We start from the raw sequence: 14,079 nt of genomic DNA, 5'->3' as shown, positions 1-14,079 counted from the left end.
TCCGAGGAGTCGGACGGCTCGTGGCGGGAGGTCGGGCTGGAGCTCGATATCCCGGAGGGTGTGCGGGCCTTCGGACCCGCTGATCTGACTGCTGAGCAGCACGCTGGCATTGATCGGCTCGCCGAGCGGATTGCGGGGGAGGCGGCGCGCCGGGCCCGAGCGGGGGAGCCGGCGCTGGTGGTGCACTTGGAGGGCGGGGGCAGCGGCCGAGCGGTTGGCCTTGGTCGCGCGGCGCGCTCCGGGCACTATCGTGCGCAGTCCGCCTGGCAGGTGCTGGCGCCGGCACTGGCGCAGCGGTTGACAGCAGTTGGTCTGCCAGTTCACGCGGTTGGTCATCGGATCTTGACGCGCGGCACCGGGCCCACGTCCGCGCCGGCGCCTGCCGGCGAGTCCGCTGCCCGGGGTGGGGCGGAGGAACGTCGAGCGCGCCGTCGGGTGGCGATCTGGCTGGCCGAGGATCCGACCGCCCGCCCGCTGGGTATCCGCCCGTCGGCCATCTCGTCGCCGGAGCCGTCCGTGCCGGAGCCGCCTGTGGTGGAGCCGTCCGTGGTGGAGCCGCCTGTGGCGGTCGCGGCACCGGTGGAGACGGCGACGCCGGAGCCCGCGCCGTTGCTCCCCGAGCCGATGGCGCCGCCGGCCTCCGATTCCTCGGGAGTGTCCGGCGCGTCGCCGGCCGATTCGGCGCCTTCGCCCGAGGAGGGTGCTCTGTCGGGGCCGCTGGATTCGCCGTCGGTCGAGCCGGCGCGCCCGTTCGACGAGCCGGCCTCGGACTCCACCCCCGGCGAAGAAAGTCCGGAGGCGGCCGGTCCGGAGGTGGTCGCGCAGGCGTCCCCGGCCGCCGGCTCCTCCGTGTCCGAGTCGGATTCTGAGGATGCCGAGGCGGTGGTGCGTACGGGTGCCGGGTTGTTGGTGACGAGTTCGGCGGGTTATCGGTTCGCGGTGGACGACGCCGATGAGGTGGTGGCTCGGGCCGAGGTGTTCGAGGTGCGGGGAGCTGAGGTCCAGCGCAGCGACAGCGGTGAGCCGGTGTTCGTGATTGAGCGTTTGAACGGTTCCCGTCGGGTTTTGTCGCCGGAGGAGATGGCCGGATTTTTGGGCCGGTATGGCTGGCAGGGTGAGCCGCTTGCTGCGGCGGATGAGTCGGCTTCCGCCGTGGACGAGCGGGATGAGCGTTTCGCGCTGCGTCGGGAGGCTTGGCGGCGGGTGGGGGTGGCCGCCGATGCGTTGGTGTTCACGCCGGCTGCGGGCAGCGAGGTGGTGGTCAGGGCCGGTCATCACACCGCGGTGGCTGCCGGTGCGGAGCAGGTTGGCGGGTTCTGGGAGGTGTTGCACAATCCGGCTGGCCGGCCGGTTGGTTTGGTGACTGATCCGGCGGGGCGGTTGTGGGCGCCGGACGTCCCGGCGTGGCTGCCGATGGACGATAACGGGTTGGCCGCGCCCACCGTGGATATGTTTGGCGAGAACGCGGTGTGGTACTTCGAGGAGGATCTCGGCTATCAGCCGGGTACTTTCGGGCTCGACCTTCCCCGGCTTGCGGACGGCCGTCTTGGCGTGACGTTTGGTGATGGCAGCGTTCGTCCGCTGGCGGAGGTGGGGGCGGATGCGGTCGTCGCGGCCGCTGTGGCAGGGCGGCGGGCGCCGTTCGGGAGGGTGGCGTTGTGGACGGCGCCGCCAGGTGACACTGCTGCGCGCGAGGCGTTTGTGCGGGACCTGGAGCTGTTGACGGCCGCCTTCGGGGTGCCGGTGGTTCCGCCATCCCCGGACATCGATCCGATGCAGGATCGCGAGGGTGACACTGTGTCGCCCGAGGACGGTGACGCCGAGGACGGTGACGTCGAGGTCGATGACGCCGAGACTGACGACGCCGAGGTTTACGACGCCGAGTCCGCCCACGAGGCTGCCGACCCGGGCGACGCAGACGGTGAGATCTCCGAGGACGACGATGCCGAACGCAACGATCCGGATTCGCCGGACTCCGGCCCGGTCTACGCCAACTCGGTCCACGCCAACTTGGTCGATTCCGAATCGGTTGATTCCGGCTCGGTCTACTCCGACTACCCCGGTCCAGGCGCCCGTGAGGCCGACGAGCCCGAAACCGCGGATTGGCTGGACGACTTCGACGTCCAGGTCGACGCCGAACGTGGGCTGGTACTCGCGGGAGGAATGCGCGGGTTCGCGGCCGGGCTGCACGGCCAGCCGTATGTGACAACGGTCTTCCTGCCGCGGATGGCTGACGGCGCGCTGGGCATCCGGCCGCGGGACAGCGCGGACCTGGAGCCGGTGTGGCCGGGGCTGATGGTCGACCTGCTGACGGCGGCGGGATGGCGGGGCGGTCCGGTTCAGGTGTGGGCGCCGAGCGAGTCCGCGGGGAGCTGGGCCGATCAGGCCGCCGAGGAGGCCGAGAACGTCACGCTGCGCGAGCAGCTACAGGAACTGTCGACGGAGCTGCGGACCGAGTTCTGGTTGCCGGACGCGGGCGTCGGCCAGCGGGTGGTGGGCGGCCGGCTGGTCGCGCGCAACGACGACCTGGGTCTCGGGTGGAGTGCGCTGCGACCCGAGCTGGTGGACGGCCGCAATCTGGTGCGGCCGCCGGTGTGGCTGTCCGTCACGCGGGACGGTTCCCTGGCGCTGGGTGAGGTCACCGGTCCGGTGGTGTGGAACAACGGGATGGCGTCCCTGACGTTGCCGGAGTATCTCGTGGAGCTTGACTTCCTGCGCGCGTTGGCGGGGGCCGAGGCCGGGCCGTTCGAGCTGGTTCTGCCGGCGCATGAGGGTGGTGTCGGGATGACGATGCCCGATGGTCACCGGCTCCGTTTCCGGGAGGACTTCGAGGGCACGCCGCCTGGCGGGAACGTCCATCCCTCCTTCGCGTCGTTCCTGCGGGACAACGGCTGGCACGACGACTCCGCCTACTACCTGGACCTGCGCCTGTGGGTCGCCGGGGGGCCGGGGCGGTCGCAGCAGATGCTGCACCGGTTCGCCGATGCCCAGGGCGTGGAGTTCCTGGTGCTTGACGGGAGCAGCCACGGCGAGTTCGACGACGCGGGCGGCGGGCCGCGGTCGGTGGACACCGGGGGGCGGCCGACGTCGTGGCGGGTACTGGGGCCGCTGGCCGAGCAGGGCACGAGCAAATGGGACACCGCGGATGGCGGGGCGCGGCTGCGTCCCGACGACGCGGTGGTCCGTACGAGCACCGGGCTGGCCGCGACCAGCACGAACTCCTACCTGTCCGCGGTGCGTAATGCCACGGATCTCGCGGCCCGCGACGATGTCTACGAGGTGGAGGGATTCGAGGTCTACCAGGACGACGCCGGGGAGCCCCGGTTCGTGCTCGGACGGCTGGACGGGGGATTCACCTACCTGTTGCCGGCGCAGATGCCCGCCTACCTCGCGAACCAGGGGTGGGACGGGGTCCGGCCCCTCGTCGACGTCTACCAGGAGGATGACGCGGGCGAGCGGTCCGACCTGCGCCGGCGGGCCTGGCGGCGGGTCGGCGCGGCGGCCGACGTGACCGTGTTCGCGCCGACCCCCGGCGCCGCCGTCGGCCCCATCGGCCGTCACTGGGGCGTCGCAGCGCCCGGTCGGTGGGAGGTCGTGCACGAAGCGGCGGACCGGCCGGCCGCGCTGGTGACCGATCCGGCGGGGCGGCTGTGGGCACCGGACGCCCCGGCCTGGCTCGAGATGGACAGCGATGGACTGGCGGCGCCCGACCGCGATCTCCTCCAGGAGAACGGGCCGCTGTACCAGTACCCGATCCTTGGCTATCCGGTGGGCGCGTTCCCGCTCGATCTTCCCCGCCTGCCGGACGGCCGTCTCGGCGTGGCGTTCGGCGATGGCACGGTGCGTCCCCTGGCGGAGGTGGGGGCGAACGTGGTCGCCGCCGCCGCGCAGGACGCACGACGCGAGCCGTTCGGGACGGTGGTGCTGTGGACGACGCCGCCGGCCGGCGAGGCCGAGTACGAGGCCTTCGCCCGCGACACCAAGCTGCTCGCGGCCGCCTTCGGCACTCCGGTCGTCCGGGCCCGCCGCGGGGTCGACCCGTTCGCGAGGCATGCCGCGCCGGGGAGCTGGATGCCGGCGGCGAATGCCGCCGGCGAGAGTGCCCAGGCAGACCCCCCGGAGCTGGAGATCGTGGCTCCGGGCGATGGGGCGGGGCTCCCGGGCTATCTGACCCTCGATGACGACGGTCGGCTCGTCGCCACCAACGATCGCGACATCATGGCGTACGAGAGCGGCGCCCTGCTGTTCGGCGCCTACAGCGATGATGAGCAGGTCCGGGCGGTCCTGGAGGGCTGGCACAGCCCGCTGCTCAGCATGCCGGCGGTCGCCGGCGCCCTGCCGCTGGTGGTGGTGAACACGCTGGCGACGGACGAGCCGTCGTGGCAGTCCGACCGGCCGGTGCCGCTGACGGCGCAGGAGGTGGTCGACGCCCTGAACGGGGCCTTCAGGCAAGCGGACGGGTCCCCCCGGCCGGCCTCACCGATCCGCCTGGTCTCCACCCGGATGGCACAGAACGAGGGTCCCCTTGAGGCGCTGGCGGAAGAGATCTCGGCGCTGCTCGGCGGCCAGCCGGTGTACGTCGGCCATGACGCCACCCATGTTTCGGAGTTGGAGGATGTCGCCGCGCAGAGGTGGGTTCCCGTCGTCGCGTCGACCGGGGCCGCGTCCGCCGAGGGGCCCGACGCGCCGGAGTTGACGCACGTCCGGGACAGCCTGACGGGTGCGCTGGTTGCCCTCGATCACAGCTTCGAGCCCTCGGGGTCGGAGACGTCGGAGTGGTATCTGACGGGGGCGTCGGTCGCGGATCTCCTGGTGGTGCCGTTGATCGACGAGCAGGGGATCTTCGGCGTCGACCTGACCGGTCGGCTGTCCGACGACCGGCCGCCGCCCGGGGTCAGCCTGCCCGGCGAGCCCGACACTCTCGCCGCACCGCGATCCGAGGCGCCGGCATCGCCGAACAGGCCACAGCGGCGTCCCGGTGGGTTCGTGGTGGTGGCCGACGGTGATCTGGATGTCGTGCTGGGCCAGCATCCTTCGCTCGGTGGGGTGCGGATTCCACCGGATCAGTTGGCCGCGATCGTGGTGGCGCACGCGCCGCGGGGCTTCGCCGGGCCGGTTCATCTGGGCGTCGGCGTCCTGGAGCAGGCTCCAGGAGCGAACGTGCCCAGGCCCGGGAACCTGGGGTACGCCGCGTCGTTGCGCGCCGAGCTCGGCGTACCCGTGTACGCGACCCACCAGCGGGAGCCGGAGTACACCGAGGACGGTGTCTGGCACGAGGCCCCACCGCCCCCACAGGGTGAGATAGTCGCCGTCGGCTCCCACGTCGCCCTGAATCTCGCCGGGCCGGAACATCTTCTCCCGCTGGTCCAGACGGTGGAGGAGGCCGCGCAGGACAACGTCCTGCCCGTCGTCGTCGCCACCACGACCGACGGCCGGGCGGCCGTGCTCACCGAGCGCGGGTTCGAGCCGACGACGCCGAGCCGCCTCGCCCGCCACATCCAGCTCACCGTCGCCAGGGAGTCGGCGCGCGGCCTTCCCATCAGGTTCGTCACGATCCCCCCCGAGGAGACCATCGGCGAACCCCGTCAGGCCGGCTACGAGGCCCGGCTGAGCCGCTTTCTGCGCGAGGCGCACTCCCAGCTTCAGCTCGTACCGCCCGAGGTGGGAACCGAGCTGGTCCGGGAAACGCTGCCGTATGCGGGGCCGGGGAATGTTCTGCGGTTGGGGTCGGCCGGGCACGGGCGGGTGGTGCCGGTGCCGAGTGCCGTTCCGAATGATGAGGAGGGTCTGCTCACGGCCCTTCTGCAGAGTGCGGCCTCGCAGCAGCCGGGGTCCGAGCTGGCGGACCTGTACACGCTGCTGCGCTCGGCGCCGGGACCGGTGGCTCGGGCGGTTCGGGCGGAGCTTGCTGGGGTCGTGCCGGCGGCGCTGGCTGCTGGTAACGGTGGGTTCGGCGCCGGTCCGGCGACCAACACCATTGTTGATCTGCTGTCCGACGACGAGATGGAGCTGCTGGTCGACGTCCTGGAGGGCGACGGCCGGGAGCTGCGCGACATCGTCGGGGAGGCGCTGGCCACGGGGCCGGATCACCCGATGTGGGATCGGGTGGCGGGTTTGCCGTCCGGGTCGCCGCGGGGGCGCCGCCGGGCCGAGGTGGCGGCGGCGGTGCGGGACATGGCGCGGGGGTTGGGATGGGTGCCGTCGGCGGGGGAGATGCTGGCGACGGCGTTGCGGGGGATCGGGCCGTATGAAGGCGGCCTGCTGGCGGTGTTCGGGCGGGACGCGGTTCCCGAGCTGCTGGGGGTCGCGGTGCAGTGGGTGTCCGCCGGGCCCACCGGTTCCGGCTCCGATTCCGGCTCCGGTGCGGCCGGGGACGGGCCGGCGCAGGCGGTGCGGGTGTACGAGCATCCCGACTGGGACACGGCGTTGAACCGGTATCACGCGGTGGAGCCGCTGGGACAGGACTCGACGCTCCCGCCGCTGGCGGATACGAATCCACCCGCATCGGAACGGGTTGTTCGGGACGCGGTGAACGGGGCCCGGCGAATTCTGCGGGAACGGCTGACCCGCTTGTGGACCCCGCCGTCATACCCCACGCCGGTGGACCCGCCCAGCACCTCGGCCGCCCCGTCGGACCCGGCTCGACTCCCCGACGGGATCCAGCCAGCGGACTCCGCGGCTCGCCCGGACCCTCCGGCCGGACGGCTGGATCCGTCCGCCGGTCCAGTGATCGGCTCGGTGCGGGTCGACGGTCGCGATTTCCAGGTTCTGGAGGTTCCTGGCGACGGTCGCTGCTATTTCATCTCGGTGATCGTCGGTGCCCGGGACCGGGCACCGGACTCACCGGTGGCCGGCATGACGGTGCCGGACCTGACCGCCCGTGTGGACGCATGGTTCACCGGGCCCGCGGGGCAGGAGCTGCGCAACGCCCTCGACCGGCCGGAGCTGGGCGGGGGCCCGGCGTCGATGGTGCGCGAGCTGTCCCGCGGCCTGGGCCTGGACGGGCTGCGGTTCGTGGTGGGCGGGTCCGAGTCATGGGGCCGCGGTGAGGCGTCCCATCTCCTTCGCGAGTTGGAGCGGGGCGTGGCCACCGATCCGACCGGTGCGCAGTGGAATCGTCTGCTGCGGATCTCGCCGGCGCTGGCGGGCATCGGCCGTCGGGGACAGCTCGCCGGATCGAGTGTGAGTGATCTTGTCGCGCGGTCGATCCGGGATCCCGCCTGGTGGCACACGCCGTTCTTCGACCGGGTTCCGGAGATCGTCGCGGTGGCGACCGACCTGGACGTGGTGACCGTGCGGACCGGGAGGTCCGGCCAGGTGGAGACGAACCATCTACATCCCTCGTCGGCAGGGGCCCCGCGGGCCAGCGTGTACGTGCGGTACAACGGCATCGATCACTACCAGGCCATGGTGGGTGCCCCGGTCGCGGCGCCGGCCGGTTCCATCCGGCCGGCCGAGGGCGCCGACGGGGATCGCCAGGCCGCCAGCGCGGCTGCGGGCACTATTTCCCCGCCGGCTGCTGCCCGGCCCGCGTCCCCACCCGCCGAGCTCCCCGCTGATCCCAGTCTCCCCGCTGATCCCAGTCTCGACGCCGGTCTCGCCGCCGCCGAGGCCGCCGCCGCCGATTCCGAGGCCGGTGCCGATTCCGATTCCGCCTCCGACTCCGATTCCGACGCCGACGAGGTCGTGACGGAGATCGCCGATCTCGCGGTTCGGTTTGATCCGGAGCGGGGGGTGGTGGTTGCGGAGGGGATGGAGGGGTTGGCGGAGGGGCTGGTGGGCCAGCCGCATGTGACGTCGCTGTTCCTGCGGCGGACGAGGCGCGGCGAGCTGGGTGTTGCACCGCGGGCAGGTGGCCGGCTGACTCCGGTGACGAGTGATGTGCTGGAGCGGATGTTGACGGCGGCGGGTTGGCGGGGCGGTCCGGTGCAGGTGTGGGCACCAAGCGAGCCAGCGCCGAATGCCGATTCTTCCGACGATTCTTCGGACGAGAGCGACGAGACCCGGGCGCTGGCCCGGCAGCTACAGCTCCTGGCCAGGCACCTGAGAACGGAGATCTGGCGACCGAGGGACGGTGTCCCGCAACGGGTGGTGAACGGCCAGCTGACGGCGTCGGCTGATCACAGGCCCTGGATCGGGGCGCTACCATTCTTTCATCCCCCTAATCGTCAGATTACCCCACCGCGATGGCTGGAATCCGCGCCGGATGGTTTCCTGACTCCGGGTGACGTGCAGGGTCCGGTGAGGCTGCGCCGCGGCGCCGCGTCGTTGACGTTGCCGGAATATCTCGATCAGCTGCCGTTTTTGCGGGCCCTGGACCAGTGGGACATCGGGATTGTCGAGCTGGTGCTTCCTCCGTTCGAGGGCGGCATCCGGGTCATCGGAGGGTACAGAGAGCCGAACAGATTCTGGGGGAACCAGGAGGGTAGACGCGACAGCGACAGCGAGGACGACAGCGAGGACGAGGAAAGGTCTGATCACGGCGACCCGCGATCCTGGTTCCGTGCATTCCTGCGATCGGCCGGCTGGTGGGGCCGTCACGATCAGCGGGCGGTAAGGCTGTGGACGGCGGGTGGTCCGGGCCGATCGGAGTGGATTCTGCGCCGGGTCATCCACACTGAGGTGCTGGTGCTCGACGAGAACAGTCTGGGCGCGTTCGACGCCGCGGGCGGCGGGCCGCGGGCGGTCGGCGCCGACGGGGAGCCGACGCAGTGGCGGATCTTCGGCCCCTACGTGGATCGCGGTGTGCACAGATGGGAGTCGGTCGACGGGAGGGCCGTCCGGCGGCCGGGCGCTGAGCCCCTGGACGGCACCGCTGAGCCCCTGGACGGCACCGCTGAGCCCCTGGACGGCACCGCTGAGCCTCTGGACGGCACCGGTGGGCCCATCGACGTGACCCGGGACGGCGATCCGCCCGCGGAGCCGGAAGCCGACGGGGGTCCGGCCGGGGAGGGGCGTGGGACCGGGGAGGTCCTGCAGGCACCGAACGACGGCGCGGTGCCCGAGGCGACCGACGCCGGACGACTCGCCGGGGCCTTCGGCCTACCGGTGGCGCATGTCCCTCGTGGGATGGACCCGTTCGCGCCGCATGAGGTGCCGGGCGGTTCACTCCTGCGGAGACGAAACAGGGCGGCGCGACCTCGTGGGAACAGCCCTGGGCGGCCAGAGCTGACGATTGTCAGGCCGTCCGCGCCCGACGTGTCGGAGGAGTTGCCGGGCTTCCTGCAGGTCGCTGAGGACGGCCAGCTCGTCGAGGACTCCGCGGATCGCGGCGTGGTGTGGTACGAGACCGGTGCTTTGATCTTCGGAACGAATGCCCGCGGCGAGTACGCATGGACCCTGGCGGAATGGCATGAATCGCTGGAGGCGATGCCGGTCTCGGCCGGCAGGCTGCCGCTGCTGGTGGTGCACACGGTGCCGTCGGGCGAGGTGTCCTGGCGGATGGACCGCTTGGTGCCGCTCCAGGCCGACGAGGTCGTGGCCTTTCTGCGCGCGTCCTTCAAGGAGCCTGGCCAGGATTCCCGTCCGGACTCGCCGGTCCGGCTGGTCGCGACCCGCATGGACCAGAACCAGGCGCCGCTGCGCCTTCTTGGTGAGCAGATCTCCGCGGCGCTCGGTGGCCAGCCGGTGTACATCGGCCACGACGCGATCTACATTCCGGACCGGCGGGATCTCGTCGCTCCCCGGTGGGAGCGGGTGGATGGGAGTGGGCCCGGATCGTCGTCACCGAATCCGCCACCGTCGAGGTACGTCCGGGACAGTGCGACGGGTGTCCTGGTGCCTCTCGACCACACCTTCGAGCTGGCGGAGTACGACTCGTCGGAGTGGTATCTGGCCGGGGCGTCGATCGCGGACCTTCAGGTCGTGCCGTTGATCGACAAGCAGGGGGTCTACGGAGTCAATCTGACCGGCCGGCCGCCCGACGATAAGCCTCCGCGGATTCCGGGCGGGTTTCTGGTGCTGGCCGACGGCCGGGCCGAGGTCGTGCTCGGTCACCATGCGTCGGTGGGCCCGTTGCGTGTTCCGCCCGAGCAGTTGGCCGCGGTCGTGCTGGCCCACGCGCCGCGAGGCTTCGCCGGTCAGGTCTACCTCGGTGCCGGGGGCCTGTCGGAGTCGCCCGCTGCGCGATCACTCCGACCGCGCAGCATCAGCTACGCCGCGCTGCTGCGCGCCGAGCTTGATCTGCCGGTGAACTCCACTCATCGGATCCAGCCGGACCTCAGCGGCCGCAGCGGCTGGCAGCGGGCCGCTCGCCTGCGCTGGGTTCCGCTGGCCGCAGGCTCCGTCGCGGGTGGGATGAACCTCTGGTCGACGCAGGTGAACTCGGCCACGTCGGTCGTGGCCCGCGATCTGCGTCGACAGATCGACGAAGCGCGGGTCCGCGGCGAGTTCCCGGTGCTCATCGGCAGCCTGGAGGACGGCCGGCTGGCACTGCGCGACGGCTCGGACGGCCTCGAGCCGGTCACCCCGCGAGCACTGGCGCGCCTGCTCCGGGCCGAGATGGAACGGATCGGGTTTGATTTCCAGGAGACCATCTCCTTCATTCCGGTTCCGCCGGGTAACTCCCGAACGGAGGACTACGAGGCGCGGGTCGCCCGGTTCATCGGCGAGGTGACCCACCATCTGCTGGACCTTCCCACCGAGCGGCCCGGGGAGCTGGCGCGGGAGGCTCCGCCCTATCAGGGACCGGGGAACATCCTCCGGTTGGGGCCGGCCGGGCATGGGCGAGTGGTGCCGGTGCCGAACGGCATTCCGAATGACGAGGAGGGTCTGATCGCCGCGGTTCTGCACGGCGCGGCGACGCAGCACCCCCAGTCCGACCTGGCCGAGTTGTATCGGCTGCTGGTGGCCGCGCCGGGGCCGGTGGCCGATGCGATCAGCACGGAGCTCGGGATCTTCCTGCTCGGGTCGCCCTCGGCGGACTCGGGCGGGCCGCAGGGGCGGACCGGTGCCGATGTGGTGGCCGATCTCCTCGACGACGACGAAGTGGGTCTGCTGGTTTCCGGCGAGGATCGGGACGGACCGGCGCCGCGGGACGTGGTGCGCCAGGCCCTGTCGCAGGCCCCGGATCATCCGATGTGGGACCAGGTGGCGGCACTGCCGTCGGTGTCCCCGCGGGGGCGGCGCCGGGCCGCGGCGGTCGCGGCGGTCGCGGCGGTGCGCAGTCAGGCACCGTCGCTGGGGCGGGTGCCGTCGGCGGCGGAAACGCTGGCCCTGGCGTTGCAACGGGGCCTGCCGTACGACGGCGGGCTGGTCGCGCTGTTCGACCCGGAGGCGGTGCCGAGACTGTTGGGCGTCCGGGTGAACCGGGTCCGGGAGGCCGGTGCCGAGCAGGACGCCGCGGCCGGGACGGTGTGGGTGTACGAGCATCCCGACCCGGACACGACGCTGAACCTCTATCACGCGGTTGAGCCGCTGGGGCGGGACTCGACGGTCGAGCCGGTGCAGTATCCGACGCCGCGGGAGCCGGCGCCGGAGACTGTCCGCCAGTCGGTCGAGCGGGCCCGGCAAATTGTTCGGGACCGCCTGGCCCGGGTGTGGGCGCCTCCTCCTTACACCCCGTCCGCCACCCCGCCTGCCACCCCACCCGCGGAGTCGACCGGTCCCGTGCCGACGTCCCAGGCCGCTCGGCCACCCGCGCCGGCGCAGATGTCGGCCGCCGTGGCCGGGCGGCCAGGCCCGGTGACGGGTTCTCCGGTGGCCAGCTCTCCGGTGGCTGGTCCGGTGGTGGCTGGTCCGGTGGTGGGTGGTGTCCGGGCCGATGGTCGGGATTTCCAGGTTCTTCAGGTTCCCAGGAACGGCCTGTGTTACTTCGCGTCGGTGCTCGTGGGTGCTCAGGATCAGGCGCCAGGTTCGCCGATCGCGGGGATGACGCTGGAACAGCTACGTGACCATGCGGCCGCGTGGTTCACCGGGCCGGCGGGATCGCAGATGCGTGACGGTCTTGACCTGCCGGAGAGGGGCGGCGGCCCCGGGTTGATGGTGCGGGAACTGGCCCGCAACCTGGGCCGGAACGGGCTGCGCGAGGTCCTGGCGCGGTCGGCCCCGAACCTGGGCCGGGGTGAGCCGGCCCATCTACTCGCCGAACTGGAGACGGCGGTCAACCAGAATCCGACGGGTGTCGAGTGGAACAACCTCCTGCGGAGGTCGCCGCTGCTGAGACGGCTGGGGCGGCCGAGCGAGTTCGTCGGGCTGCGGGTGAGTGACCTGGTCGCCCGTGCGATCCGTGATCCCGCCTGGTGGCACACGCCGTTCTTCGACGCGGTTCCGCAGATCGTGGCCCGGGCGACCGACCTGGACGTGGTGGTCGTGACGACGGGAGCGGGCCGCCTGGCGCGGAGCAATCATCTTTACCCGTCGCCGCCGGACGGGGAGCCGCGGGCGAGCGTGCACGTGCAGTACAACGGGATTGATCACTACCAGGCCATGGCGAACGGTCCGGCCGCGGGAACCGGCCCGGCCGCGGTCCGGAACGGTGACCCGTTGAGCCCGGGAACGACGGCGCCGATCGCGGACTTCGCCGTTCGGGTCGATCGGGACCGTGGGCTGGTGGTCGCGGAGGGGATGGAGGCACTGGCGGCCGGGTTGGTGGGCCAGCCACATGTGACGTCGGTGTTCCTGCCGCGGACGCAGGACGGCGTGCTGGCGGTCGTTCCGCGCACCGGCGGTGAGCCGGTGCCGCTGACCTCGGATGTGCTGCGCGGGATGCTGACGGCAGCGGGCTGGCGGGGCGGGCCGGTGCAGGCGTGGGCGTCGGACGGGGCGCCGATGGGGTCGCCGAACTGGTGGGCCGACCTGGCCGAGGCGACGACGCGGGCCGAGGCGTTGCTCAGGCAGGCGCAGGATCTGGTCCTGGAACTGCGCACGGAGCTCTGGCTGCCGACGGTGGGCGCCGAGCAGGGGGTGGACGGCGGCCGGCTGTTCTCCCGCGCCGGGCTGGGGTTCGGCTGGCAATCGGTGCGGCCCTCCAGAAGCAGGAGGCGCGGCGTGGTGACACCGCCGCTGTGGCTGTCCGCCACGCCCTCTGGCCACCTGGAGCCGGGTGCTGTGTCGGAGCCGGTGGTCTGGGCCACCGGGATGGCGTCGGCGACGCTGCCGTCCTACCTGGATGCGCTTTCTGCTCTACAGCAGGTGGCTCGGAGGAGGGACGGCGTCTTCGAGATGATTCTGCCACGTGAGGGCGACGGCATCGGAGTGGTGAGCGGCGGCGGGCAGACGCGTTTCCAGGACGAGGACATGGCGGGTTTCAGTAACCGGTCCCCCTCTCCCACCTTTGCGGACTACCTGGCGCTGGGGGGCTGGCGGAGAGACTCCCAGAGGTACGGGGCCCTTCGGGTCTGGAGCCCCGGGGGGCCGGGTCGATCGGACCGGATGCTGCGCCGTTTCGCCGCGGAGGCAGAGGCGGAGGTGCTGGTTGCCACCGAGGGCAGTCAAACTCGCCTCGACCCGCCGGGCCCGCGGGCGGTGGACAGTCAGGGACAGCCGACGCGCTGGGAGGTACTGGGGCCGCTGGCGGAGCGGGGAATGAGCAGATGGGTGTCCGAGGACGGCGTGGCGCGGCTGCGTTCCGACGATGCGGTGGTTCGCACGAGCACGGGTCTGACCGGGGTGAACGCCGCCGCCTACCGGTCCGCCGTCCTGCACAGCGAGGAGCTCGCCGCCCGACCTGAGGTTTACGAGGTGCGGGGGCTCACCGTCCGGCGCGGTGACACCGGCGTGCCCGAGTTCGTGATCGAGCGACTGGACGGGACGTCTCGTGCCCTGGCGCCGACGCAGATGCCCGCCTATCTGGCCGGTCACGGGTGGCGGCCGGGCCAGCCCCTGGCGGTGGCCGAGAACCGGCCGGACGACGAGTCCCACGACCTGCTCACCTGGCAGGCCTGGCAGCAGGTCGGCGTCGCCGCGGAGGTCTTCGTGTTCGTGCCGCCCGCTGGGGTCGCCGTCGAGCGGGTCGGCGACTACCTGGTCGTCGAGGACGTCAACCGGCCATGGGACATGGCGTATGCGCCCGCTGGTCGGCCGGTCCCGCTGGTGACCGACCCGGTCGGTCGGCTGTGGCCGGCGGACGCCCCCGCGTGA

Annotated in this window: 1 protein-coding gene (cut by a window edge); it reads left to right on the top strand. The window is 72.1% G+C overall.

The features are described from left to right. Window positions 1–14,079, top strand: partial view of a hypothetical protein gene (locus tag AC5R91_RS06250; RefSeq protein ID WP_495396179.1) — the 3' end only. It extends 24,702 nt beyond the left edge of the window; 14,079 of the gene's 38,781 nt are visible here — the last part of the coding sequence; the start codon falls outside the window, past its left edge; its stop codon occupies window positions 14,077–14,079.

The organism is Frankia sp. BMG5.60 (genome assembly GCF_059428125.1).
This window is presented reverse-complemented; position numbering and strand designations above follow the sequence as displayed.